Genomic DNA, 24,631 nt, shown 5'->3' with positions numbered 1-24,631 from the left:
GGGCGGCGCCCATCCTCATGCCCGCAATTACAAAAGGTGGGCAACGCACAAAGCAAGTATGCGGGCCTCGTGCGACAGCATCAAAAAGGGATACAGTCCCTGAACGTTTTTATTTATGTTGTTAATATATTGGGACGTTGTCCCAAACCCTGCCAAAGGCGCTGCCTTTGGAAACCGCAAACTTTTGTGTACAAAAGTTTGACAAAAAACTTTAGTTTGTGTTGTCGGGCAGACTGTGCAAAAAAATGCCGGCAAAATCCGGCATTTTTTCTCCTATTTCTTCGGCATGGTCTGCCACAACAGCCTATTTATCATGCCCAGCATCTGCTCTTTTCCTTCCGGCAGATAGCCCTGAATGGTATATTTATCCAGCACCGTGGTGTCCATATAGAAACAGTCATCCAGAGTCAGTCCCTCCAGCAGCATGCGTTCCTCAAACAGGATGTCCCGATTGCTCATCGGTTCAAACTCACCGCGCTTCACCATCTTATCCAGCGGCGTTTTGTCCCATACCTTCAGCTTCAGCGCCCAGATGCACTTCGGGTGCAGTCGATTGAGCAGACGCACTGTCTCCAGTGCGTGCAGATTGCGGTAGGCTTTTCCGCCCAATCCCAGAATGATCGTCACATAATAGCCGATGCCCGCCTTATCCAGCTTCTGGAACGCCTGAATCATATCGAAGGAGGTAACTCCCTTATTCATCATCAGCAATATCGAATCGCTGCCCGATTCGATGCCGATGTGCAGGTCACAAACTCCCCTCTCGCGCAGCTGCCGCAGCTCCTCCGGTGTCTTGCGCAGTACATCATCCACCCGCGCATACATCGCAAACTCCTTGACATTTGGCATAAAGGTGTTGGCCATGCCGATGATCTGTTTGAGCTGGTCAAAGCTCAGCACAAAGGCGTTTTCTCCCAGGAAAAACAGACGTTTCTTGTCCGGCTCCAATCGGCCCAGCATCCGCAGATTCCATTCGATCTTTGCCATCGAATGAATCTGGAATTTATCCTTTGCAAAGTCGCAGAACAGACAGTTTCCCCAGCTGCATCCCAGCGCCACCTCCAGGCAGGCACTGCTGTCCTCCTGCGGCGGACGGTAGATCTCTTCATGGGTGTAGATGGAAGCATAAACTTCTTCTCGGGTCATAAGGTTCCTCCTTTCGATTCTCTCTGCCCTCAGTATACCATGAATTCCAACAAAAGAAAACTATCTTATTCGCTCTGATTTTGACCTTTTGCTGCAAATTTCCCCATTCTCCTGCATGATCGGCAAATTAATTGACATATCAACTAATTTTCGATATACTTTGGATTAGGACAGAAAAAGGAAAGGATGAATCCGACAAAATGGAACAAATGGACAACCTGTTCAGCAAATATCTTTCCTGTTTATACAGAGAGGAAAGAAAGTATCTCAATCGGATGCTTCGGGAACAGCGGTTGGGATCGGCAGCGGTGCGGTTTATGATGTACATCTACCACAACCAGGGCAGCAACCAAAAGACGGTTTGCTCGGCAATGGGCATCGACGAAGGGTTGGGTACCCGCGTGATGCGCAAGTTGGAGGAAGAAGGAATGATCGTACGCACCAATTCTCCCGAAGATGCACGTTCACACCTGCTCCAGGTGACCGAAAAAGGAGAGATTTTTGTGCAGCAGTGCAAACAGCTGCAGCGGGAATTCTGGAAAGAGGTCGGAGGCTGGCTGACCGAAGATCAGAAACAAAAGGTGATGCAGGTAATGGAACAGCTGGCGGAGAACGCACAGCAATTCAATCAGCAGCTTGCACAGAAAAAAGAAGGAGGAAACAAGGATGGAGAATAGAGGAAATATTTTAGGTACACAGCCGGTGGGCAAACTGCTGCTAAAATTTGCCATTCCCAGCATCATTGCCATGCAGGTCAGCGCCCTGTATAACATTGTGGATCAGGTGTTCATCGGGCACAGTGTCGGCGTGCTGGGTAATGCGGCAACCAACGTCGCCTTCCCGCTGAGCACCATCTGTACAGCGTTGTGTTTATTGTTTGGATTGGGCGGCGCTGCAAACTTTAACCTGTCGATGGGTGCGGGCGACCGTGAGCGTGCCGCCCACTTTGCCGGCAACGCCGCAGGACTTCTCATCCTCAGCGGCGTCTGCCTGAGCCTGATCTCGTTTCTGTTTTTAAAGCCGATGATGCTGTTTTTCGGCGCGACACCTGATGTGCTGGACTATGCGCTGGAATATACCGGCATCACTCTGTTTGGTTTTCCGTTTTTGATTATTGCCAACGGCGGCGCTAATCTGGTCCGCGCCGACGGCAGCCCGAAATATTCGATGATGTGTATGCTCACCGGCGCCATCATCAACACCGTCCTCGACCCACTGTTTATCTTTGTGTTCGGACTGGGAATGAAGGGCGCTGCACTTGCCACCGTTATCGGTCAGGTTGCATCGGGCATGATGGTTATTTTGTACCTGCGGAAGATGAAGACCGTTCACCTCACCCTCCGTGATCTCAAGCCTTCGGGCAAAATGGCATTGCAGATCGCCTCGCTGGGTCTGGCAGGCTGCTTTAATCAGATGGCGATGATGGTGGTACAGATCACCATGAACAACACACTGACCCACTACGGTGCTGACTCGTCCTACGGCAGTGATATTCCACTGGCCTGTGCAGGCATCATCGCCAAGGTCAACATGATCTACTTCTCGATCATCATCGGCACCTCCCAGGGATTGCAGCCGATCGTCAGCTTTAACTATGGCGCCAAACAGTATGACCGCGTGCGCAAGACCTATCGGCTGGCTGTCACAGCGGCAACCATTGTTTCCACCTGCGCCTTTTTGTGCTTCCAGTTCTTCCCAAGACAGATCATCGGACTGTTTGGCAGCGGCAGCGAGGAATACTTCCGCTTTGCAGAGCGTTACTTCCGCATCTACTTGTTCTTCACCTTCCTCAACGGCATCCAGCCGATCACCTCGAACTTCTTTACTGCGATCGGCAAGGCGACCCGCGGTGCATTGCTGGCACTGACCAGACAGATCATCTTCCTGCTGCCGCTCATTTTGGTGCTGCCGATGCTGGTAGGAATCGACGGTGTCATGTATGCCGGACCGATTGCCGACTTTGCCGCGTCGATCCTGGCACTGCTGATGGGACGTGCCGCTTTGCAGCAGATGAAGAAGCAGGAGCTGCAACAGCAGATGCAGCTTGTGTAACAATGTAAATTATGCCGCTTTTTGTCGGAGAAAAATCCCAGATGTTAACAGAAAAGAATTGAATCGTCCGTATTCACAGCGTATAATAGAAAGAAGATATTGATAGAAAGTGAGGAAAGATATCTTATGACAGATTATATCATTTCGACAGATACTTCCTGTGATTTTCCGCTGGAATATGTACAGCAGCATCAGCTTCCGCTCATCACCTTGTTTTACAGTATAGATGGAGAGGCCGGACAAAACGGTTGTCCGAGCGAACAGGCAATCAAGGATTTTTACAATAGAATGCGCGCAGGCGCTATGACAAAAACCCAGCAGGCCAGCATCGAGGACACCGAAAAACTGTTCCGTGAAATTGTTGCTACCGGCAAGGATATTCTTCATATTGCCTTCTCCTCCGGCCTGAGCGGAACCGCAAATGCGGCGCGTCTGGCAGCAGAGGCGGTCATTGCAGATTTTCCAGAGCGCCGCATCGTTGTCATCGACTCGCTGTGCGCTTCTCTGGGACAGGGTCTGCTCGTCCATCATGCACTGTGCAAACAGCAGGAAGGTATGAGCCTGGATGAGGTTGCCCAGTGGGTGCGCGACCATGTGCAGAACATCTGCCACCTGTTCACCGTGGAGGACCTGAAATATCTGCAGCGCGGCGGACGAATCTCCAAGACGACCGCACTGGTCGGCACCATGATCGGCATTAAGCCGGTGCTGCATGTGGACGCCGAAGGCAAGCTGGTTTCGCTGTCCAAGGTGCGCGGCAGAAAGCAGTCGATTCAGGCGCTGGTGGACAAGATGGAACAGAACATCGGCAGCTGGAAGAACGAAAAGCAGCCAATTTTCATCAGCCACGGCGACTGTATGGAGGATGCGCAGTATCTGGCAAAGCTGGTCAAAGAGCGGTTTGGATATGAGGAATTCCTCATCAATGACGTCGGCCCGACCATCGGCGCACATTCGGGACCTGGCACACTGGCGCTGTTCTTCCTGGGCGAGACCAGATAGTAGACTGCCCTGAGAGACAAACAAAAGTTTTTGGTTGAGCTTTTTACAAAAGGCTGGCGAAAACTTTAGTTTGCCTTCGGCACAAAGTATCGAAACTATTGCATAGAAAAAAAGCTGTATCCATCAGGATACAGCTTTTTGATTTTACGCTTATTCTTCTTCTGGCGCTTCCCAGTTGTGGTATACTTCCTGAACGTCGTCGTTGTCGTCCAGCATGTCCAGCAGCTTCTGCATCTTCTCGCACAGCTCTGGATCGTCAATCTTGGTGTAGGTGGATGGCACCTTCTGGATGTCTGCCTCTACAAAACTGTAACCCTTTGCCTCCAGTGTCTCACGTACTGCACGGAATTCGTTCGGGTCGCTGGTCGCCGAAATTTCGATGACGCCGTCGCCAAACTCAAAGTCCTCAGCACCTGCCTCCATGCAGTCCTCCATAATCTGATCCTCGGTGTATTTATCGTCCTCGTTGTCGATGACGATGACACCTTTGTCGCTGAACATGAAGGATACACAGCCGGTCTGACCCAGGTTACCGCCGCATTTATCAAAGTAGTGGCGCAGGTCGCCTGCGGTACGATTCTTGTTGTCGGTCAGTGCTTCTACGATAACTGCAACGCCGCATGGTCCGTAACCTTCGTATACCATATCAACATAGGTGTTCTTGTCGCCTTCACCAGCCGCCTTTTTGATGATGCGGTCGATGTTGTCGTTCGGAACGTTGTTCGCCTTTGCTTTTGCAATCAGATCGCGCAGCTTACCGTTGTTCATCGGATCAGGGCCGCCCTCACGAACCGCGACTGCCATTTCACGTCCGATTTTTGTAAAGATCTTGCCTTTCTGGGCATCGGTCTTTTCTTTCTTTCTCTTAATGTTATTCCACTTGGAATGTCCTGACATAAAAAATCTCCCTTTCCGATGTCACCCCAGTGAGGTGGAGTGCGCTGAATCTAATCTATTTTATCACACTTTTTCTTTGCATACAAGCATTATTTCGCCCAATCATTGCTCCTCAAACACCGATACATACGGGTAAACCTTATGAAAACCGTTGGTCGACTGCACCGAAGCAAAGATCAGATACCCAAAACTGCACGCGATCACCAGCACCGCCGCCATTGTCCTAAGCCAGCTTTGTTCCTGATAAATCTTTTTCTGTGCGCTTACCATCCGGCGCTCACGGGCATTGTGCGCCTGCTGCACCGGCAGCGGTTCTGCGCCAAAGCAGTCCACCAGCTTGGGCAGAAGAATCATCCCGTACATGAACAGGTAGATGGAAAACCGCTCCAGAATCATGTGGTGGGTGCTGAAGATGTACAGCAGCATCACATAAAAAGCACTGTTGATGAGCTGGCGGTTATCGCTGTCAGCACGCAGCAGCTTTTTGCGCAGCAGAAACACCGCGGCAAAATAGAGGATGGGATAAACCGCGTACCGCTCTCCCAGCCCTACCCAATAGCGCGAACCGATGTAGCCGGCATAGTTCGGGAAAAGATACTGGGTGAGGAATTGGGCTGCCTGATTGCTGAACAGATAAAACGGCACACACACCGCACCGATGATGGCATAGATGCGCCCGTCCGCCTTCCAGTTGAGCACCCAGTAAAACGGCAGCAGGAACACTGCCGACACATGAAAGGTCGCCGCGATCAGTACAATGAGCACAAAGGGCAGCAGCTTGCGCTTTTTGAGGAAAGGATAGGCCAGCAGACAGATGGTCGCCGCGATCGACTGGCGGAACAGGTTCATGCTATGGGCAAAAAACTGCATCGTCAGATACAGATATAAACTCAGCCATGGCAGCGGCGAATACTTTTTGATAAACCACAGCACCACAGCGGTGAGAAACAGATTGGTCACCAGCAGCAGTCCCCGATAGGAAAGCCCCAGCAGGTAACAAAGTCGGGTGTAGAGTGCGTAGCCTGGAAATTCCAGCGCGACATGGTCTTGAAGCAGCTGTGCGACCGGCATCGGACCCAACTGCTCATATAACTCCTGATAGTTAAAATAGTCATATCCGATGCCGTAGCGCAAGGTCGCCACCACTACCAAAATAACGCCGGCACAGAGCAAAAATGCTGTCTGCGCCGAGTTTTTGTGCGCAAACGGCTGTCTTTGCCAAAGGAGGGCGCCCAGACAGAAAAAGGCTGCCATCGCAAAATAAATCATCATGACCGATCCCCCGTTTTTCGTTGATTTCTATTTATTATAGCGAACTTTTCGTCCTTTATCAAACTGCCCTGCAGGACAAAATAAAGTTTTTTGTCAAACTTTTGTACACAAAAGTTTGCGGTTTCCAAAGGCGGCACCTTTGGCAGGGTTTGGGACAGCGTCCCAACAGTAAAAAAATTCAATATATAAAAAAGTTAAGTGGCACAGTCCTATTTATACGCACCCGCACGTTTAGTGCGCTGACCGCTTCGCGGGCAGACCGTACCTTCAACAAATTGCCTTTTGGTATTGATTGGGACAGCGTCCCAACACATCAACATTATAAATATAAAACGTTTAGAGACTGTACCTCTTTTCGATGCTGCCGCACGAGGCCCGCATACTTGCTTTGCGCATTGCCCACCTTTTGTAATTGCGGGCATGAGGATGGGCAGCGCCTATCCTCCGAACTTTAGATAAAGACGGTAGTGCGCTGACCGCTCTACGGGCAGAAAGGATTTGTGGTTTGCAGGAAAGTTCCTGCATGACCTCTTTTGCGGGCTTGCGCAGCCCGCACCTGCGGAAACTTTCTTGTGTGAAGAAAGTTTCACAAAGAGCACACAAGGAACCTCCTGGTTCCTTGACCTCTGGAAGTTTGAAAAACTTCACGAAAGGGGGCAAGCCCCTTTTGAAACCCCACGCTCCCTCGTTGGAAACGACAACGACATAACCGCTTACTCTCCTAAACAGTAGCCAAAGTACTTGACATCCTCCCACTGCCGGAGCAGACAGGGGGCGGATTCCCCGCTTGCGGGGAACACGGGGGATGTGCCCCCCAGAGGTGTTTCCAAAGAGGATACCTCCTCTTTGGCACGCCTTTGATTACTTTCCTCGTGAAAGGAAAGTAATCGCAGTGCAGGCTGCGGAAGCCTGCAAGCTAGTTCGCAGGAACTCTCCTGCAAAAAAAGCTCCGCAGGAACCCTCCTACAAAAACATACCCTCCCCTGCTCGAATTTTGACAGAAGCATTGCCTCCTGCTCAAAAAAATGTTAAAATTATGAAATATTTTAAAAGAAGAAGGAAGGGTGCTCTGTGTTTTCCAAAAAGGACCTTCAGCGGCTGATTATTCCGCTGATCATCGAGCAGTTTCTGGCCATCACCATCGGCATGGCCGACACCGTCATGGTGTCCAGCTGTGGTGAAGCCGCCGTATCGGGCGTTTCACTGGTGGACGCTATCAACATCCTGCTCATCAACATTTTTTCGGCGCTGGCCACCGGTGGCGCCATCGTCTCCTCCCAGTACATCGGCAGAGAGGAACCTCACAAAGCCTGCGAAGCTGCCAAACAGCTGGTGCTGGCCGTGCTGGGACTGTCGCTCATCGTCGGCGCTGTGTGCGTCTTTGGCGGCGGACAAATCTTAAGCCTGATCTACCGCACCATCGAACCGGAGGTCATGGACAACGCCAAAATCTATTTTCTGCTGACCGCCATGTCCTATCCGTTCATCGCGCTCTATAACGCCGGTGCAGCGCTATTTCGGGCGATGGGCAACTCGCGCATCTCGATGGTTACCTCCATCTTTATGAACTGCATCAACATCGCCGGAAATGCCCTGTTTATCTTCGGCTTTGGTATGGGTGCTGCCGGTGCAGCGTTGGCAACGCTGATCTCCCGTATCATCGGCGCTATCTTTATTCTGGCTCTGCTGCGCCGTCCGGTCAACATTATCCACATCGACTCCTACCTGCGCCTGGAGTTTCACCCGACCATGGTCAAAAACATCCTGGAAATCGGTATCCCCAACGGAATGGAAAACGGCATGTTCCAGCTGGGCAAGATCATCGTTCAGGGCATGGTCGCCTCCTACGGCACCTCGTCGATCGCTGCCAACGCCATCTGCAACTCGATCGCCGGTTTTGCCATCATTCCTGGCAGCGCCATCGGTCTGGCGATGCTCACCGTCGTCGGACAGTGTGTGGGTGCGCGACGCTATGATGAAGCCAAACGCTATATCTTCAAGCTCACCGGCCTTGCTTATCTGATGATGATTGTGCTCAACATCCTCATCCTGCTGGTGCGCGATCCGATCATCGGACTGTTCAACCTCTCCGCCGAGGCTGCCGGTATGGCAAGTCAGATCATGTTCTGGCACAGCATCTTCACCGCGACACTTTGGCCGGCTGCTTTTACCATGCCAAACGGTCTGCGTGCCGCAAACGACGTCAAGTTCACCATGGTGGTATCTGTCCTGTCGATGTGGATCTGCCGTATCTGCATGAGCTACGTCCTGGGTACACTGCTTGGTCTTGGCGTACTGGGTACCTGGTTTGCCATGTTCCTCGACTGGGTATTCCGCATCCTGTTCTTTGCGATGCGCCTGCACTCCAACAAGTGGCAGCACAAATCCATCGCCGAAAGCTAAGTGATTTTCCCGCACAAAAACCCACACGGTCTGTGATCAACAGACCGTGTGGGTTTTTTATGTTTTGGAAGGTGCTATTCTTCCACCGTATAACAAATCTGATACTGGTTTTCTGCCTGCGGTTCCACCTGAAGGCTGACCTTTCTGCCGTCGGCATCGCTGCCCTCAAAGCCCCAGCTGTTCTCGCCATTTGGTTGGGTTTCCTCGCCCTGGATGCCCAGCTCCTGCAGAGTCTGGCGGTAGAACTGCTGAATCTCGCTCAGGCTGCTCTCGCTAATCATCACATAAGCGTCATCCTGCATGCTCTGACCCATCGCGTTTGGCTCCTCCAGCAGGTAGGAAAGTTCCTCCTCATTGGTGACCGAACGGTAGATCCAGTTCTCTCCATCCACCTCAGCGGTGATGGTGCCATGGGACATCGGCAGGTTGCGTGCACTGAATATCTGGTACTCCATTACCAGCTGATCGCCCTCCTGATTGCTGGACACGATCTGTACACTTGCACCGCCGCCAATGCCGCTCAGCTCATAGGCCTGCTGCTCCGGACGGTAACAGCTCGATTCCCGAATGCGCTCCGCCGAAACTGCAAAGTGGCTTGTCACCACCGATTCCAGCGATTCCTGCGGCACAAGGGTCTGACCGAGCTGCTCGTCGGTATATTTTCCCGACTGTTCCTCCAGCTCCGGCACGCGGGCAATCAGATACTGATAATAGGTCGGGAAAGATTCGGGATCGATCTCCATCGGGTCGTCCCAGTTTCGGTTATATATGCCTGCAATGACCGCCTCATGCAGCTGATTGAGCTGTTCCAGCTGGTCGGAAACCTCCGGCAGCTCGGCGGCATCCGGCAGCGGCTGCGACTGGCCGATCACCGTTTCCTCCTGCTGCTGAGGCTGTGTATTTTCGGCGGAGGAGTTTGAGGTGTCCTCTGTCGATGGAGCAGAACAGCCCGACAGCAACATCCCTGCTGTTAGCAGCAGCGCAAACAAGCGGTTCTTTCTGCTTTTCATGGTTGATTCCTCCTCTATATCTTTCAGTTACCACAAGTATACCGGATTCCATTCACCATTACAAGTGTCATTTACTACAAGAAGCCCTGCTGTTTTTGGCATCATTCACCAACGTTTTCTGATTGGAAGCGTTATTCTCCGTCTCCGATGTCGATGGCTGCTTTGGCCGCCTTCATCAGCAGGCGTTTAAATTCTTCCCGCTCGCTGTCGGTCATCTGTTCGGTCATCCGCCGAAAGGAAATTTCCACCTGCTCCTTCAAGAACGGATATACCTCCCATGCCTTCTGGGTAGGTCGGATGTCATAGGTGCGTTTGTCCTTGGCATTGGTGGTGCGGACCAGAAACTCCCGTTCCTCCAGCTTGGTCACCGTCTTTGCAATGACGCTTTTGTCCAGAGAAAGCCGCTTGGTGATCTCGTCCTGGGTTAGCGCCTGAAAATCGCACACGATGAGAATAACCACCGCCTGTGCCGCTGTCAAATCAAACTGTGCACAGCCGTTGTTGAGCCAGATGTGTGACTTTCGATACAGGATGGAAATGGATTTAAAGGTGCTGTCTGTGATGTCCGTCATAGTGCACTACCCCCTTCTGTTGTCTGTTATTATACCTGCTTTTAGTGGCATTTGCAACTGGATATTGACGAAGCTCTTTTTTCGTGCTACACTCAATATAGTGGCAAGTGCCACTATATTGATGTAATCATACACAAAAGGAGCTATATTCCCATAGAAAAAACAGAAAAAATCTGGAATCGAAGGTTCATCCTTCTTTTCATCACCAACCTGCTGGTGCTGGCCGCCTTTTATGCGTCCATCCCCATCATCCCGATCTACTGCCAGGAAATCGGCATCACCGGTTCCAAAATCGGCATCGTTCTGACAGCCATGTCGGTAGCAACCATCCTGTTCCGACCGGTTGCAGGCTATCTGCTGGACAACTTTAACCGTTACCACGTCTATCTGTTGTTTCTGGCGCTGTTCTGCCTGTCCTTTCCGGCCTTCATCGCCTTTCCTATCTTCGGACTGCTGATTCTGGTCCACCTGTACATGGGCGCGGTCTATTCGGTCTGTGCTTCGGCCACCATGACGCTGGCAGGCGACGTACTTCCGCACGACAAAATCACCGAGGGCATCAGCCGTTTTGCCTTCACCATTTCGATCGGCATGGCGGTCGGACCTTTTGTCGGCATTCAGGTACAGAACCGTCTGAGCAGCAAAACCTCCTTCCTCACCATCTTTGCAATCACTGTAGTTGCGCTGATCTGCGTGCTCTGCTGCCGGATTCAGTACCCGAAGGTACAGCGCAAAAAAATTCTCCATCAAAGATACCATCCACGCGCCTGCACTGCCCTTCATGTTCAACATGATGTTTTTGATGATCCCTTATGGCGCAGTCATCGCCTATTCCTCCATTCTGGCGCAGGAAAAAGGTCTGCTTTCCTATCTGCCATACTTCTACATCTGCCTGGTTATCGGAATGCTGGTATCCAAGCTGTCCGCCCAGAAGATGCTGGATGCAGGCAATCACCGCATCCTGGTTTATCTGAGCCTGGTAATTCCGGTGGTGACCATGGTCAGCTACATTGCCCTGTCCACCGGTATCCATCTGCTGATCGCCGGATTTTTCTTCGGCGTGGGCTACGGCATTTTGCAGCCGCTGTTCCAATCGTTTGTCACCGGCACCACACCGGCTCCCAAACGCGGCGTCGCCAATGCTACCTACATGCTTTCCTACGACATCGGCATCGGCATCGGTTCGCTGCTGATGGGCTGTCTGCAGGAATCCATCGGTCTTCCAAAAGGATTTGCACTGACTGCCATCGCCTATGTCATCGGCGGCGTGGTCTATGCCACCTATGTGGATCGCTACTATCGCGAGCAAAAAACCAGATATCTCCAGAGTGTCAGCCAATCACGCTGATCCTCTTCCTCTAACAAGACAAAGGAGAAAGCCGAACAAACGGCTTTCTCCTTTGTCTTTCCAGTCAAAAAGACCTCATTCCCGAATAGGAATGAGGTCTTTTAACATCTAACTATTTGACAGCGTTGAGCAGAGCTTCAACCTTATCGGTCTTTTCCCAGTTGACACCGAGGTCCTCGCGGCCCATCTGTCCGTAAGCTGCCAGCTTGCGGTAGATTGGACGGCGCAGGTCGAGGGTCTTGATAATCTGGGTTGGACGCAGGTCAAAGACCTTTTCAACCGCTTTTTCCAGCATTTCATCCGAAACGGCGCCGGTGCCGAAGGTGTTGACGTTGATCGAAACAGGCTGTGCAACACCGATTGCATAAGCCAGCTGTACCTCGCAGCGTTTTGCCAGTTTGGCAGCAACGATGTTCTTGGCAACGTATCTGGCAGCGTAAGCAGCGGAACGGTCAACCTTGGTCGGGTCCTTGCCGGAGAAGGCGCCGCCGCCGTGACGGCCCATGCCGCCGTAGGTATCGACGATGATCTTTCTGCCGGTCAGACCGCTGTCGCCCTGTGGACCGCCGATAACAAAGCGTCCGGTTGGGTTGATGAAGATTTTGGTGTCATCGCGCATCAGTTCCTTTGGAACGATGGCGTCGATGACATGTTTCTTGATGTCAGCGCGGATCTGCTCCATCTCAACATCTGGAGAATGCTGGTTGGAGATGACGATGGTTTCAACAGCAACCGGTACATCGTTTTCATACTCGATGGTTACCTGGGTCTTGCCGTCTGGACGCAGATAAGGCAGGGTGCCGTTTTTGCGTACCTCTGCCAGACGTTTTGCCAGCTTGTGTGCCAGAGAAATCGGCAGCGGCATCAGCTCTGGGGTGTCGTCGCAGGCAAAGCCGAACATCATGCCCTGGTCGCCGGCGCCGTTGTCCTCTTCGCTGCTGGCAGCTTCTTTTGCTTCCAGCGCCTTGTCAACGCCCATGGCGATGTCGCCGGACTGTTCGTCGATCGAGGTGATAACGCCGCAGGTATCGCAGTCAAAGCCGAATTTTGCACGGTCGTAGCCGATTTCGCGGATGACTTCGCGTGCCAGATGCGGGATATCGACATAGCAGTTGGTGCTGATTTCACCCATGACCATGACCATACCGGTGGTAACGGCAGTTTCGCAGGCAACACGGCCGTTCGGGTCTTTTTCGAGGATAGCGTCGAGCACTGCATCGGAGATCTGGTCACAGATTTTGTCGGGATGTCCTTCGGTGACCGACTCGGAGGTAAAGAGATATTTTGCCATTGGTGGTTCCTTCCTTTCCTGAATAGAGGTTTGTCTTTTTATCCGTTTTCATAAACTCAACAGCGTGTGGTCTGTTCGAGATTGATTTTTTCATCGGTGCAAACAGTTTGCAGGCATGAAAAAAGACCCAATCAAAGAGATTGAGTCATTGCTTCCTCATCTCTCGGCTTCACCCGCAGGATTTGGCACCTTACAAAGCCGCCGCTTTGCAGGTTGCCGGACTTCACAGGGCCTGTCCCCTCTGTCACTCTTGATAAGGCTGATTCAGTTTATGAAGTTATGATAACCCGTTTCGACTACCCTGTCAACGAGCTAATGAAAAATTTGTCGTATTTTACAAAAACAGCTCTGTGCCGCTCGGTGCTTTGGGCAAAAATGGGGAACCTGCGGTTCCCCATTTTTTTACTAATCGGTGACGCGGTACATCTCGGGTGCGCTCTCCTTGGTAGCGTACTCGCTGACCGACAGCACCTCGACCTTCAACGGACGGGTGCCCATCTGAATTTCGATGATGTCGCCTTCCTTGATGGCGTAGGAGGCGCGTGCCACCTTGCCATTGACCAGGATACGTCCGCCGTCACAAGCCTCATTGGCAACCGTTCTGCGCTTGATCAAGCGGGTAATCTTCAGATATTTGTCCAATCTCATAGCATTTCCTCCTGTCGGGATAAAACAACAGCTCCGGCGCACCGGAGCTGTTGGCGATCATCTGATGTTTGCTTACTTGGAAACGACCTCTTTGAGGGTTTTGCCTGCTTTGAAGACCGGCAGCTTGGAAGCTGGGATCTCGATCTTCTCTTTGGTTCTTGGGTTGATGCCCTCTCTAGCAGCGCGCTCTTTTACCTCAAATGTGCCAAAGCCAACCAGTGCAACCTTTTCGCCAGCAGCCAGTGCCTCAGAGATTGCGTCGATCACTGCAACAACGGCTTTTTCGCTGTCCTTTTTGGAAAGTTCGGTTTTCTGTGCAACAGCATTGATCAGTTCTGCTTTCGTCATATTCGTTATCCTCCATTTTAAAACGAGTTCTTTTATCATCTTCCCACGCCGCAAAATCCCAGGGCGAGGGAATTAAAAAAGTGTTTTTTCCTCCTGCTTCTCCTTCGGACAGCACGGGAGACACAAAACACCTATTTAACTATTTTTTCTTTGCCTCTTTCCACAGCTCATCCATCGCGGTGATGGAACCCTCTGACAGGTCGATGCCGCGCTCATTGGCAAGCTGTTCGACTTTGCGGAAGCGGTCGATAAACTTTTCGGTCGAGGCATTGAGGCTTTCCTCGGCGTCCACCTTTAAAAAGCGGGCCATATTCACCGCCGAGAACAGCACGTCTCCCAGCTCCTCAAAGCACTGGTCAGGGTCCTGATCCTCGATGGCACACTGCAGCTCATCCAACTCGCTTTCCAGATCTCCCATCGCCCAGTACAGATCAGGATAGTCAAAACCGGTCTTGGCGGCGCGCTTCTGCACCTTCTGAGCGCGCATCAGCGCCGGAAAGGTCTTGGGAACGCTGACCAGTGTATCGGTCTTGGTCTGCTGGCCCTTGGTCTCCTGCTTGATCTGTTCCCAGTTTGTCAGCACCTGATCGGTGGAGCTGACCTGAGTATCGGCAAAGACATGCGGATGGCGCACAATCAACTTTTTGCAGATGCCGTCGCAGACATCCGAAAAATCAAACGAACCCTGCTCCTGCTCGATGCGGGCATGGTGGACCACCTGCAGCAGTACATCCCCCAGCTCCTCCTTGAGCAGCGCCTTGTCGTCAAGGTCGATGGCCTCGCACACTTCGTACGCTTCCTCGATCATATCCTTGCGCATCGACGCATGGGTCTGCTCCTTGTCCCACGGGCATCCCTGCTCACCGCGAAGGATCTCCATGATGTTCAGAAGATCGTTGATGTCATACTTTTCCTTCTTTTCATAAGACACGCCCACGATACCACGCTCCTCTGCATTTTTGACGTGTAGGGTTGCTGCTGATTGGCAGCTCTATATATATTACCCTAAAAGAGAGTACTTTTCAAGTATTTTTGCCATTTTTTCGCCCTTTGGAAGCATCATTATGTCCTCTTTTTTGATCGCTTTGAGCAAAAACAGGGCCAGCAGGTAGACAACTGCACCACAAGCCACCGAAACCAGCACCGCAAATCGGGAGGCAGTGACGGTCATCAGCAGGTTTTGGACAAGTCTTGCCACCGCTGCACACAGCGCTCCTGCCAGCAGCGGCTTTGCAAAGATGGAAAACAGTCCCAGCTCTCCGATGCTGCTGCGCAGCGCACGCAGGCTCAATATCGTGATCACCAGATAGCAGACCAGCGTCGAATAGGGCACCGCCTGGATGTTCAGCTCTGGGATACCTACCAGCACATAGTTCATCGTCAGCTTGATGATGCTGCCGATGACCATGAGCTTGACCGGCAAGGTGACCTTGCCCACCGCCTGCAGCAGGCTGTTGATGGTACCGGTCAGCGCGATGAAGATCGACGCAATGCCCAGCACCTCCAGCAGCGGCGCACCGATGGCGACCTCGCTGTTATATCCAAAGAAGAGCTGGCAGACCGGCAGCGCCAGCGCACTGATGCCCAGTCCCGCCGGAATACAGATCATGGTGGTGATGCGCAGCACCATCTGAATGCTGCGCTGGGTGCGCAGACGGCTGCCGCGGGCATAGCTTTCGGCGACCGCCGGAAGTGCGCTGACTGCCAGACCGGTGGTCAGCGCAGGAATCAGGTTGCCGATAACGCCTGCCTTGCCGCTGTACGCCCCGTAGAGGTAGTTATGGACGCTCTCGTTGATAATCTCTGCCTGCGGGATATTGCCGCCGTAGCAGTCCAGCAGCGTCTGTGGTGCGGTCTGCATGACATCCGCCAGCCGTCCAGTCACCGTCATCAGGTCGATGACGCCGGAAAAGCTAACCGCCAGCGATCCCATGCACACCGGAATGCCGATCATGACGATGCTTTTGAGCAGCCGCGAAGAGCTTTCCGGTGCCGGCGAATCAACAACCAGGCTGTCGGATACGCCGTCACCCTTTTTGCGCCAGCGAATCATCAGATACAACAGTCCTGCCGCAGTGGAAAAGCTGACACCCAGCACCGCCGCTCCGCTTGCCAGCTGCGCGATGGCTGCCTGTGCCTGCGCCTGACTTGGATAGCTCACGCCGAGCACCGTGCCATACTGGGCGTACTCCTCACCGGTAAAGTGCAGCACCGCCCAGCTGAGTCCCAGACCAAAGATCATCTTGGTAACCGCCTCTATAATCTGGGAGATGGAGGTCGGATACATATTCTGCATTCCCTGATAGTAGCCGCGGTAGGCTGACATCAGGCAGCAGGTCAGCACTGCCGGCGCCAGACAGATGATGGAAAACTTTGCGCCAGGATTTGGGATCATATTCGCAAAGGTTCCCGCGCCCAGAATCATCACGACCATACAGATAAAACCGGTAATCAGAAAAAACAGACGGGAGATGCGAAAGATTCTGCGGTTGTCACGATATCGGCCCGCGACACAGTTTTCGGACACCATTTTAGACACCGCCACCGGAAAGCCGGCGGTGGCAATGGTCGAGATCAGGTTAAAAATTTCGTAAGCATTGGTAAAATAGGAGTAGCCGGTGCCGCCCAGCATATTGCTGATCGGTATCTTAAAAATCATGCTGACGATTTTGACCACCATCGTACCGATCATCAAGATCATGGCACCCTGCACAAACCCCTGCTTTTGCCTTGTTTCTCTCACCCATACACCAACTTTCTAACAATATATCAGTAACTTATCACAGACTGGCGGTATCTTCAAGTCCCTGTCTGTAAATCTTTTCCAGAGAATGCTGTTTTAGTATATGAGTCTGCCCTCTTTTGCTTGCCGCATACAAAACAAAAAGGCCAAAGACTTTGCTTTGGCCTTTTTAGGGTGAATATTTGATTACAGATTCTGTTTGATGGTCTGATCTTCCTGCTCGGTTGCTTCCGGTTCGGTCGCTTCCGACTGTGGCTCCTGTGGTGTGCAGACCGGCGGCTCACAAGGCTGTTCCTCTGGGGTCAGCATCATGCCGCAGCGGGAGCAGAAGTGCGAATCCACATCGCAGCCTGCGCCGCAGTTAGGGCATTTTTTCACCTTTCTGAGCTCTGCACGCTTGCACTGTACCTGGGAGAGCTGTTCGAGCAGCTCATCGACCTGGGACATCAATTTTGCAATCTCTTCCTCGTTGTCGACGCCTGCCTTGCGGCTGCGGTAAACAAGAGAACCGATCTGCTCATAGCAATCGGCAATCTGTGCGTCGATGGAAACTTCCTGCAGCTTCAGCTTGGAGCTTTCCACCACTTCTTCTGTCTTTTTGCCGGCGACGTTGGCGACCGAAAGCGCCTTATCCAGCAGCGAATTCAAAGAATACATGCTCATAAAATTTTCCCCTTTCTCTTTTCCATGGGAGTCTTTCCCGTTGACGGTTTATTTTTTGCCGATAAATTCACGGATCACGCTGTCGGCTGGGATGGCATCGACATCGTTGATGTCAAAAAACTCATCCAGACGCTGATACAGGTCGTCGATCTTGCGGTAGTGTTCAGGCGCAATATCGGTGCGATCCAGAAACGGCAGCAGATAACTGTGGAAGATGTTTGGCTCATAGTCCAGTGTTGTGTCCAGCTTAAAGGTTGCGCTGTCGCGATAGGGATTGATATACTCCGATTCTCCCTCGCACACCTCTTCCCACATGGCCATTGTCTCCTCTGGGCGGGTGTTGCGGTTGAAGGAGTCGCGCACCATCCGGCGCATCAGGCGCACATCCTGCGGCGTGAGGATGACACGGTCGTGGTCGGTAAAGCGGGAACGGACGCTTGCAAAGATACGGGTGACCTTATCCTCGCCTACCAGCTGGGTCAGCAGCGGATTGAGTCCGTGCAGACCTTCGATGATGACGACGTCGTCATCCGAGAGGACGATGCGCTCCTCAGCACCTTCCAGCCGACGGCGGACGTGGAAATCAAAAATAGGGATCAATGTCGTTCCCTGGTTGACCAGCTCGTCGATACAGCGGTTGATGCGCTCGATATCCAGCGCATAGATACTCTCGAAATCCGGCTTTCCTTTGCGGTTGAGCGGCGTCTGGTCGGTGTTCAGATAGAAATTGTCCAGCGAGATGACCTTTGCCTTACGGCCGCTGCTGCGAAAATGTCTTGCGAGGGTATGTGCGGTTGTCGTTTTTCCCGATGCGGACGGTCCTGACAGGCAGATGACGTCTGCCTTGCTGCGGTTTTGGGACATCTTTTTCACCACGTTGCGAATCTGGCTGTTATAAAATGCCTCCGCCTCGTCGATCAGCTGAAAGTAGTTGTGCACCGCCTGCTGATTCAGTTCGTCCTTTTCAATCCTTCCATAGTGGTAGGGGTCTATTTTCCTCAAAGAAGCTCACCACCCTGTCCTTTCGTTTTAAAATTTCATCAAAGTGTTCAACGTATTCAAATGGGTATTTATAGTTGAAGATTCTTTCCAGCCTGCCGGTGCGGTTGGATTTTAACTTGCTCACCGCGCCGCCGCCTGCTGCCAGAATCGTCTGTGTTTCGTCCATGATATAGATATTATACCGGCCTTCGTACCCTTTTTTGCAGTATCCGGTATTTTCCAGATTTCCCAGCGTGTTGCGCTGTTTGTACAGGTAGTAGGGCATCCAGCCCTCCTCCATCAGCCGCTTCTGCGCGTAGGAGACCATCTTTCCCACCTGCTGGCCCAGCTCCAGTGCTTTGCGGCGTGCTTCCCAGTTCTGGCCGTAGTTTGCGCTGCGCTTGATCGACAGGGTATGCACCGTCACATTTTCCGGTGCAAGTGCGATGATGCGGTCAATGGTGTCACAGAAACTTTCCACCGTATCCCCTGGCAGTCCGGCGATGAGGTCCATGTTGATGTTCTCAAAGCCTTCCTCCCGCGCCATCTGGAAACAATCGACGATCTGCTGGGCAGTGTGCTTTCTGCCGATGGCTTTGAGCACCTCGTCGTTTAAGGTCTGAGGATTGATGCTGATACGGTCGACATGGTGGCTGTGCAGCACCCGCAGCTTGTCGCGGTCGATGGTGTCGGGGCGTCCTGCTTCGACGGTGTACTCCTTTAGGTGTGACAGGTCAAAATAGCGTTCCACTGCGCTGCACACCTGGTCGAGCTGTTCTGCCGAAAGGGTGGTCGGTGTGCCGCCGCCAAAGTAGACGGTGGTCAATTTGAGCCCTGTCTGCTTTATCTTTTCTGCGATGCAGCAAAGCTCATCGCACAGCCGGTCGACGTAGACCGGCAGAATCTTTTTGGCCCGCTCGCTGGCAATATCGTGCGAAACAAACGAGCAGTAGCTGCACCGCGACGGGCAAAACGGGATGGACACATACAAACTGCAGGTGTCGTCGGTCGCTTCGCGCAGGATCGGCGCCTCATGGGAGGCCGTTTCCAGCGCCAGCGCAATCTTTTCGTCGCTGACATGAAAGTGCTCGGCAAACTCCCGTCCGGTCTCCTCAGGGCTTTTGCCCGCATCCAGCCGACGGTGAAACAGTTTGACCGGACGTACACCGGTCAGACTGCCCCAGCCAGGATGAACGCCGGTAGCCTGGGTAAGCAGGATGTACATCATGTCGCACATCAGAAACTCCGCCTCTTCGTACGGTCCCTGCGGATCGTCGTACAGCTTTTGTTCCATCGTGCGGATCTCTCCGTTTAAGCAGAGAGTCGTTTTCATCACACCGTTTTCCAGCCGGTTTTCAATATAATCCTCCGGCTGCGGTGGAAAAGTTTCCCCTGCGGGATATTCGGTGGTGACAATCTTTTCATCGGGAAAAAACAGCATGGCGACACATTCCGCCTCATACTTCATGCTGTGCCCGACATTCCTTATATTCATATGCTGTTTTTTCTCCTTTTGTCCATCAAAAATCAGGTCGCCCTGCAATCAAAACGAGAGAACAGGGCTTTTTTATTCAAAACAGTCTGCCTGCCAAAACACCGACAGAGCTAGTCCATCTGAATGGCGCGCTTTAAAAACGGGTTTGCCAGTTTTTCGTCCTCGAGGTTGGTGGCGCTGCCGTGGCCTGGAAAGACCTTATAGTATCCCTGCAGCGAACCCAGACGCTTGAGCGACGAGAACATCGCGGCATCGTCGCCGCCGTACAGGTCGGTGCGGCCCATGCTGCCCTGGAACAGGGTGTCGCCGCAGTAAATTTCGTTGCCTTTGATATAGCTGATGCCGCCTGGAGTGTGGCCTGGGGTCTCCATCACCACAAATTCCATGCTGCCGCTCTGGATGCGGTCGCCGTCTTTGACCAGCACATCCGGTGTAAACGGACGTGCATAGGGAGCAACGGCGTTGGACATGCTCTTTTCTCCGTCGCCGATCATCTCAAGGTCCTTTTGTCCCAGCACAATCTGCATCTGTGGAAAGCGCTCCTTGAGATCGGCGGCTCCGCCCATGTGGTCGCCGTGGCCGTGGGTCAGCAGCAGATGGGTAGGTGTAAAGCCGTGCTCATTGATAAAGTCCGCGACTTTATCAGCGTCGCCGCCGCAGTCGACGACAACACAATATTTCTGGTCGTCCCAGGTGACATAACAGTTGGTGCCCAAAAGACCAACGTGGATAATTTCCAGATTCATCGCAGATTCCGCCTTTCCTACTTTTTCGGCATGATTTCGTCGGTGTCCAGCAGGATGGTCACCGGTCCGTTGTTGAGCAGCTCGACCTTCATATCTGCGCCGAAGATGCCGTGCTGCACAGTCTGTACGCCTTCCTTCTGAACGCTCTGCTGGAAGTATTCGTACAGGCGGTTGGCAAGCTCGGGAGCTGCCGCACCGATAAATGCCGGCCGGCGGCCGTGGCTGCAATCGGCATAGAGGGTAAACTGGGATACCACCAGCATCTGTCCGCCGATATCCAACAGCGACAGGTTCATCTTATCGTTTTCATCGGTGAAGATGCGCAGGTTCGCGCACTTTTTGGCGAGGAAATCGGCTTCCTTTTCGGTATCGTTGGGACCGACTCCCAGCAGCACCAGCAGACCTTCGCTGATCTTTCCGACGCAGTCACCCTCCACGGTGACGCTTGCATGTGTTACTCTTTGCACCAATGCTCTCATGGTTTTATTCTCCGTCCTGACTAAAACTATATATTTTGAATTGAATCTTGGCGAATTGTATGGTTTTTATATGTGTTCCAAGTTGGTTCGTAGTCCGCTGTAGCTTGATTTCCCCACATATCCCAACCTGTACGATCTCCTCTGGCAAATAATTCGATAAACGGACCACGAGAACATCCTTCAATAATTGGAATTATTTCATCCGGTTTCCTAGAATGCTCTCTTTTTTGTGATCTTATCAGGTTTACCTGGGATCTGGCTGGTGCCAAGGTACGGTTGTTATCTCCTCGTACGCCAAACAACAAAATTTCCGTTACATTTCGAAAATAAAAACCAACTCCACGCCCATCAGGCTGCCCATCTTTACGGATTTTCTCCCAGATAATATTTCCCTTATATTCAAATCCCCATGCTTTCATAACTGCCAATCCATCTGGCAACAGTGCATTAGGCACCCACAGATATAGATGACTTTTTTCTTCTGCGATCTTTTCTACTGGCAATGCCATAATATCGCTTAACTGCATCGTTGGATATCGATTAAGTTTTTTATTCTCTGGTGCAACTTTCCCTGTACGGTTCTGAAAACGCCATGGTGGATCTGCATAAATTGTTGCATATTTTTTTCCATGGCAAAATGCTAACAGATTTTCACCTGTTGTCTGAGCCTGCCCCACTTTCATTTTCTCCTTTCCAATCCGAAACACATTTTTTCTTTATTCCGATTGCCAAAATTGGACACCCGCCATTTCGCCTAGAATTAAGACGATACAACAATTTCCCCATCCAAGTTGTACTTGCTCCATACTTTCGAATAATTGGTTTTCCATCATTATCTAAAATAGTTTTAAACATATCGTTTAACTCTTTTGAACGGGTAATGATGACCCCAACGCTAATAATATCACACTCATAGTACGTTCTCATCGCCAACAAATCACGGTCAAACGTTTGATCTTTACTATTCCATTCTAAATCAAAGGCTACTCTTCCTTTTAAAAAATCAATATTATGGCCATCTATATATTGCTCGATTGTTTTTTCTTCAAAAGGAAGAGTAGAAAAACGTCCTCTCTGATTTGCCTGTCGAGGATAAAACTTAATATTTAAATCGCCAGATATACGAATCTCCCTCCAACCGCATGGGTAAAGCATATCATCAAATTTTTTTGGTATATTAGTTTCATTTCCTCCAGCTTTTTGCAAATCATTCACAGTGATTTCTAAACTTCTAAGGCACTCTATCAACTCTAACCACTCAGATGGAAAGGCCTGTGTCAATATTTCTATAGCGTGGTTATAGCTATAAAACTCATATTTATCTAACAAATCTTCTGGTATATAATGTTCAACATTCATCCCTATCTTCTCCCAGCTTACAACTATTGAATCGTTCTTCTGACATCCTCCACGCCCTTGATGCTGCGCAGCGAATTGAGCAGGTTATTGAGCTGCTCGACGCCGTTGACCTCCACCGTCAGCTGGAGCATCAGCACCGATTTATCGCTGCTCTCCTTGGCGATGAGGCCATGGATCGGGATATGCATATTGCACAGCATGATGGTGACGTCGGCGATGAGCGTCGCATTCTGCTGCGGCTGGGAGGTGATGTCGATGATCGACTTGAATTTTTCGTTGAGTGCCGAGCTGTTGGATGCCCATTCGGCGTGCACCCAGCGTCCCTCGTTCTCCTTTGGAGAGTTTAAGACGTTGACGCAATCCTGCTTATGGATGGACACGCCGTAGCCGCGGGTGATAAAGCCGACGATCGGATCTCCTGGCAGCGGGTTACAGCAGCGGGCAAATTTGACCAGACAGCTGTCCAGTCCCTCGATGATGACGCCGCTGGTCGGCTTGCCCATCGGCTTTTTGACCGGCTGAGCGTTCTGCTGGGCGATGGCTGCCTTCTTTTCCTCCTCTGCTGCCGAGCGGTAGGTCTTTTGGAACTCCTCCTTGACACGCGGCATCAGTCTGGACAGCAGCACGCCGCCGTAGCCGATGGCAGCATAAAAATCATCGACGGTGTTGATATGCTGGCGCCGTGCAAAGCCCAGGATGAACTCCTCATAGTCCTCCTCCGGCACGTTGATGAGGTTGCGCCTAAATTCGCGATCCAGCTCCTCCTTGCCGGTGATGATGTTCTCTTCGCGGCGCTCCTTTTTAAACCAGGCGCGAATCTTGGTTCTGGCTTCGCTGGTCTTGACGATCTTCAGCCAGTCGCGGCTTGGGCCGTTGCCTGGTCCCTTGGAGGTGATGATCTCGACGATCATGCCGGTCTCCAGCTTAAAGTCGAGCGAAACCATTCTGCCGTCCACCTTGGCGCCGGTCATGCGGTTGCCGACCTCCGAGTGGATAGCATAGGCAAAGTCGATGACCGTCGAGCCAATCGGCAGGTTGATAACGTCGCCCTTTGGCGTAAAGACAAAGCATTCCTCCGGAGCAATGTCCGATTTGATCGAGCGCACGATATCCTGTGCATCGCCCGAATCCTGCTGTACCTCCAGCAGCTGGCGCACCCACGCCAGACGCTCCTCAAGTTTATCCTTCTTCTCGATGCCTGCCTTATATTTCCAGTGGGCAGCGATACCGTATTCTGCAGTGTAGTGCATATCCCAGGTGCGGATCTGAATCTCAAACGGGATGCCTCCGCGGTCAAGTACCGTGGTATGCAGCGACTGGTACATGTTTGCCTTTGGAGTGGAGATATAATCCTTAAATCGCTTTGGAATCGGAGTGAAGGCATCGTGCATCAGACCGAGCACTGCATAACATTCGTACACCGTGTCCACGATGACGCGCACTGCATATACATCGTAAATCTCGTCAAAGTTGCGTCCCTGCACATAGACCTTGCGGTAGATGCCGTAGATGCTCTTGACACGGCTTTGCAGGAAAAACTTCATGTGTTCCTTTTCCAGCCTGTCCCGAATCTTCTGCTGGATGTTCGCCAGGAAGTTTTCGCGCTCCTCTTTTTTGAGCTTGAGCAGCCGCTCGATCTCCTCATAGGCGATCGGGTCCAAAAAACGCAGCGAAATGTCCTCCAGCTCCTCCTTGATCGACCGGATACCCAGTCGGTCTGCCAGCGGCGCATATACCTCCATCGTTTCCAGCGCTTTTTCACGGCGCTTGTATTCCTTCCAGTATTCGCCGGTGCGCATATTGTGCAGCCGGTCGGAAAGCTTGACGATGATAACGCGCACATCCTTTGCCATGGCAAGCAGCATCTTGCGCACGTTTTCCGCTTGGCGCTGCTCCTTGGTGGAATAGCTGAGCTTGGTCAGCTTGGTGACACCGTCTACCATCAGGGCAACATCCGCGCCAAACAGCCGTTTGATGTCGTCAAGGGTGGTGGAGGTGTCCTCCACCACGTCGTGCAGAAGTCCTGCGCAGATCGTTTCGGTATCCATACCCAGTTCCAGCAGAATCTGTGCGACTGCGATCGGGTGGGTGATATAGGGACATTCATCTCCCAACAGAGGGCATTGAGCGGATTGACGTCGTTGGTCTCCACATAGACCATAGTCTTCGGAGACTT

General features: G+C 51.9%; 23 protein-coding genes, 1 pseudogene and 1 riboswitch. Of the genes and pseudogenes, 6 read left to right on the top strand and 18 right to left on the bottom strand.

Going from position 1 to position 24,631, the window contains the following annotated elements; genetic code table 11:
- Positions 1–273: 273 nt before the first annotated feature.
- On the bottom strand, positions 274–1,146 hold the full coding sequence (locus Q0L39_RS05255) for a radical SAM protein (protein ID WP_296627296.1): 873 nt from the start codon (positions 1,144–1,146) through the stop codon (positions 274–276).
- Positions 1,147–1,346: 200 nt separating this feature from the next.
- On the opposite strand from Q0L39_RS05255, the gene Q0L39_RS05250 reads away from it, so the two are divergent.
- The 3 genes from Q0L39_RS05250 (at position 1,347) to Q0L39_RS05240 (ending at position 4,200) form a co-directional block, all read left to right on the top strand.
- Positions 1,347–1,823: a MarR family winged helix-turn-helix transcriptional regulator gene (locus tag Q0L39_RS05250; protein WP_296627293.1), complete on the top strand. Its 477-nt coding sequence runs from the start codon at positions 1,347–1,349 to the stop codon at positions 1,821–1,823.
- The gene (locus Q0L39_RS05245) at positions 1,813–3,198 is read left to right on the top strand and encodes an MATE family efflux transporter (protein ID WP_296627291.1); all 1,386 of its coding nucleotides are present in this window, start codon (positions 1,813–1,815) and stop codon (positions 3,196–3,198) included. The genes Q0L39_RS05250 and Q0L39_RS05245 overlap by 11 nt, the downstream gene beginning before the upstream one ends.
- 126 nt (positions 3,199–3,324) lie before the next feature.
- A complete protein-coding gene (locus tag Q0L39_RS05240) occupies positions 3,325–4,200 on the top strand; it encodes a DegV family protein (RefSeq protein ID WP_296627290.1) in 876 nt (291 codons plus the stop codon).
- Between the two features lie 150 nt (positions 4,201–4,350).
- Here the strand turns inward: Q0L39_RS05240 and Q0L39_RS05235 are convergent, their stop codons facing one another.
- Positions 4,351–5,097, bottom strand: a complete 747-nt coding sequence (locus Q0L39_RS05235) for a YebC/PmpR family DNA-binding transcriptional regulator (RefSeq protein WP_296627288.1) — start codon at positions 5,095–5,097, stop codon at positions 4,351–4,353.
- A gap of 102 nt (positions 5,098–5,199) precedes the next feature.
- Positions 5,200–6,369, bottom strand: a complete 1,170-nt coding sequence (locus Q0L39_RS05230) for an EpsG family protein (RefSeq protein WP_296627286.1) — start codon at positions 6,367–6,369, stop codon at positions 5,200–5,202.
- A gap of 1,071 nt (positions 6,370–7,440) precedes the next feature.
- On the opposite strand from Q0L39_RS05230, the gene Q0L39_RS05225 reads away from it, so the two are divergent.
- On the top strand, positions 7,441–8,772 hold the full coding sequence (locus Q0L39_RS05225; RefSeq protein WP_296627284.1) for an MATE family efflux transporter: 1,332 nt from the start codon (positions 7,441–7,443) through the stop codon (positions 8,770–8,772).
- Between the two features lie 74 nt (positions 8,773–8,846).
- Here the strand turns inward: Q0L39_RS05225 and Q0L39_RS05220 are convergent, their stop codons facing one another.
- Both Q0L39_RS05220 and Q0L39_RS05215 read right to left on the bottom strand, forming a co-directional pair.
- Positions 8,847–9,782 carry a hypothetical protein gene (locus Q0L39_RS05220; protein ID WP_296627283.1) on the bottom strand — a complete coding sequence of 312 codons (936 nt, stop codon included), beginning with the start codon at positions 9,780–9,782 and terminating at the stop codon, positions 8,847–8,849.
- A gap of 131 nt (positions 9,783–9,913) precedes the next feature.
- On the bottom strand, positions 9,914–10,354 hold the full coding sequence (locus Q0L39_RS05215) for a MarR family transcriptional regulator (RefSeq protein ID WP_296627281.1): 441 nt from the start codon (positions 10,352–10,354) through the stop codon (positions 9,914–9,916).
- A gap of 216 nt (positions 10,355–10,570) precedes the next feature.
- Between Q0L39_RS05215 and Q0L39_RS11650 the strand changes: the two are divergent.
- Positions 10,571–11,125, top strand: a pseudogene (locus Q0L39_RS11650) (MFS transporter); the annotation flags it as partial.
- A 31-nt stretch (positions 11,126–11,156) separates the two neighbouring features.
- Positions 11,157–11,702 (top strand): MFS transporter, encoded by a 546-nt coding sequence (locus Q0L39_RS05205; protein ID WP_296627278.1) that lies wholly within the window; start codon positions 11,157–11,159, stop codon positions 11,700–11,702.
- Positions 11,703–11,814: 112 nt separating this feature from the next.
- On the opposite strand, the gene metK is transcribed toward Q0L39_RS05205, so the two are convergent.
- The 13 genes from metK to Q0L39_RS05140 all read right to left on the bottom strand — a co-directional run.
- The gene (gene metK, locus Q0L39_RS05200; protein ID WP_296627277.1) at positions 11,815–12,993 is read right to left on the bottom strand and encodes a methionine adenosyltransferase; all 1,179 of its coding nucleotides are present in this window, start codon (positions 12,991–12,993) and stop codon (positions 11,815–11,817) included.
- A gap of 153 nt (positions 12,994–13,146) precedes the next feature.
- A riboswitch (SAM riboswitch) is annotated at positions 13,147–13,253 on the bottom strand.
- Between the two features lie 145 nt (positions 13,254–13,398).
- Positions 13,399–13,641: an RNA-binding S4 domain-containing protein gene (locus Q0L39_RS05195; RefSeq protein ID WP_296627276.1), complete on the bottom strand. Its 243-nt coding sequence runs from the start codon at positions 13,639–13,641 to the stop codon at positions 13,399–13,401.
- Positions 13,642–13,713: 72 nt separating this feature from the next.
- Positions 13,714–13,989, bottom strand: a complete 276-nt coding sequence (locus Q0L39_RS05190; RefSeq protein WP_296627275.1) for an HU family DNA-binding protein — start codon at positions 13,987–13,989, stop codon at positions 13,714–13,716.
- 139 nt (positions 13,990–14,128) lie between these two features.
- Positions 14,129–14,926: a nucleoside triphosphate pyrophosphohydrolase gene (mazG, locus tag Q0L39_RS05185; protein WP_296627274.1), complete on the bottom strand. Its 798-nt coding sequence runs from the start codon at positions 14,924–14,926 to the stop codon at positions 14,129–14,131.
- Between the two features lie 63 nt (positions 14,927–14,989).
- On the bottom strand, positions 14,990–16,690 hold the full coding sequence (locus tag Q0L39_RS05180; protein ID WP_296627273.1) for a polysaccharide biosynthesis protein: 1,701 nt from the start codon (positions 16,688–16,690) through the stop codon (positions 14,990–14,992).
- A 228-nt stretch (positions 16,691–16,918) separates the two neighbouring features.
- Positions 16,919–17,395: a hypothetical protein gene (locus Q0L39_RS05175; RefSeq protein ID WP_296627272.1), complete on the bottom strand. Its 477-nt coding sequence runs from the start codon at positions 17,393–17,395 to the stop codon at positions 16,919–16,921.
- 48 nt (positions 17,396–17,443) lie between these two features.
- On the bottom strand, positions 17,444–18,397 hold the full coding sequence (locus Q0L39_RS05170; RefSeq protein WP_296627271.1) for a uridine kinase: 954 nt from the start codon (positions 18,395–18,397) through the stop codon (positions 17,444–17,446).
- On the bottom strand, positions 18,360–19,871 hold the full coding sequence (hemZ, locus tag Q0L39_RS05165) for a coproporphyrinogen dehydrogenase HemZ (protein ID WP_296627270.1): 1,512 nt from the start codon (positions 19,869–19,871) through the stop codon (positions 18,360–18,362). Before hemZ ends, Q0L39_RS05170 begins: the two co-directional genes overlap by 38 nt.
- Positions 19,872–19,981: 110 nt before the next feature.
- Positions 19,982–20,617, bottom strand: a complete 636-nt coding sequence (locus tag Q0L39_RS05160; protein WP_296627268.1) for an MBL fold metallo-hydrolase — start codon at positions 20,615–20,617, stop codon at positions 19,982–19,984.
- A gap of 17 nt (positions 20,618–20,634) precedes the next feature.
- Positions 20,635–21,096 carry a D-aminoacyl-tRNA deacylase gene (gene dtd, locus Q0L39_RS05155; protein ID WP_296627265.1) on the bottom strand — a complete coding sequence of 154 codons (462 nt, stop codon included), beginning with the start codon at positions 21,094–21,096 and terminating at the stop codon, positions 20,635–20,637.
- 26 nt (positions 21,097–21,122) lie between these two features.
- Positions 21,123–21,773, bottom strand: coding sequence for an MT-A70 family methyltransferase (locus Q0L39_RS05150; protein WP_296627264.1), 651 nt, complete (start codon positions 21,771–21,773; stop codon positions 21,123–21,125).
- Positions 21,748–22,455 carry a BglII/BstYI family type II restriction endonuclease gene (locus tag Q0L39_RS05145; protein ID WP_296627263.1) on the bottom strand — a complete coding sequence of 236 codons (708 nt, stop codon included), beginning with the start codon at positions 22,453–22,455 and terminating at the stop codon, positions 21,748–21,750. The genes Q0L39_RS05150 and Q0L39_RS05145 overlap by 26 nt, the downstream gene beginning before the upstream one ends.
- A 23-nt stretch (positions 22,456–22,478) precedes the next feature.
- Positions 22,479–24,631: bifunctional (p)ppGpp synthetase/guanosine-3',5'-bis(diphosphate) 3'-pyrophosphohydrolase (locus tag Q0L39_RS05140; protein ID WP_296627262.1), on the bottom strand; the 2,153-nt coding region annotated here is incomplete at its 5' end.

The organism is uncultured Negativibacillus sp., from assembly GCF_944388365.1.
In the GTDB taxonomy this organism is placed as follows: Bacteria; Bacillota; Clostridia; order Oscillospirales; family Ruminococcaceae; genus Negativibacillus.
The sequence above is the reverse complement of the archived record's forward strand: the minus strand, read 5'-3'. Positions and strand labels throughout refer to the sequence as shown.

What these genes read in the sequence shown, in the direction of transcription:
- Q0L39_RS05230 (WP_296627286.1), bottom strand. Translation starts at nt 6,369, where the DNA reads ATGATGATTTATTTTGCGATGGCAGCCTTTTTCTGTCTGGGCGCCCTC.
- Q0L39_RS05180 (WP_296627273.1), bottom strand. Translation starts at nt 16,690, where the DNA reads ATGATCTTGATGATCGGTACGATGGTGGTCAAAATCGTCAGCATGATT.
- Q0L39_RS05245 (WP_296627291.1), top strand. Translation starts at nt 1,813, where the DNA reads ATGGAGAATAGAGGAAATATTTTAGGTACACAGCCGGTGGGCAAACTG.
- Q0L39_RS05220 (WP_296627283.1), bottom strand. Translation starts at nt 9,782, where the DNA reads ATGAAAAGCAGAAAGAACCGCTTGTTTGCGCTGCTGCTAACAGCAGGG.
- Q0L39_RS05255 (WP_296627296.1), bottom strand. Translation starts at nt 1,146, where the DNA reads ATGACCCGAGAAGAAGTTTATGCTTCCATCTACACCCATGAAGAGATC.
- hemZ (WP_296627270.1), bottom strand. Translation starts at nt 19,871, where the DNA reads ATGAATATAAGGAATGTCGGGCACAGCATGAAGTATGAGGCGGAATGT.
- Q0L39_RS05160 (WP_296627268.1), bottom strand. Translation starts at nt 20,617, where the DNA reads ATGAATCTGGAAATTATCCACGTTGGTCTTTTGGGCACCAACTGTTAT.
- dtd (WP_296627265.1), bottom strand. Translation starts at nt 21,096, where the DNA reads ATGAGAGCATTGGTGCAAAGAGTAACACATGCAAGCGTCACCGTGGAG.
- Q0L39_RS05190 (WP_296627275.1), bottom strand. Translation starts at nt 13,989, where the DNA reads ATGACGAAAGCAGAACTGATCAATGCTGTTGCACAGAAAACCGAACTT.
- Q0L39_RS05145 (WP_296627263.1), bottom strand. Translation starts at nt 22,455, where the DNA reads ATGAATGTTGAACATTATATACCAGAAGATTTGTTAGATAAATATGAG.
- metK (WP_296627277.1), bottom strand. Translation starts at nt 12,993, where the DNA reads ATGGCAAAATATCTCTTTACCTCCGAGTCGGTCACCGAAGGACATCCC.
- Q0L39_RS05215 (WP_296627281.1), bottom strand. Translation starts at nt 10,354, where the DNA reads ATGACGGACATCACAGACAGCACCTTTAAATCCATTTCCATCCTGTAT.
- Q0L39_RS05195 (WP_296627276.1), bottom strand. Translation starts at nt 13,641, where the DNA reads ATGAGATTGGACAAATATCTGAAGATTACCCGCTTGATCAAGCGCAGA.
- Q0L39_RS05235 (WP_296627288.1), bottom strand. Translation starts at nt 5,097, where the DNA reads ATGTCAGGACATTCCAAGTGGAATAACATTAAGAGAAAGAAAGAAAAG.
- Q0L39_RS05175 (WP_296627272.1), bottom strand. Translation starts at nt 17,395, where the DNA reads ATGAGCATGTATTCTTTGAATTCGCTGCTGGATAAGGCGCTTTCGGTC.
- Q0L39_RS05240 (WP_296627290.1), top strand. Translation starts at nt 3,325, where the DNA reads ATGACAGATTATATCATTTCGACAGATACTTCCTGTGATTTTCCGCTG.
- Q0L39_RS05250 (WP_296627293.1), top strand. Translation starts at nt 1,347, where the DNA reads ATGGAACAAATGGACAACCTGTTCAGCAAATATCTTTCCTGTTTATAC.
- Q0L39_RS05205 (WP_296627278.1), top strand. Translation starts at nt 11,157, where the DNA reads ATGATCCCTTATGGCGCAGTCATCGCCTATTCCTCCATTCTGGCGCAG.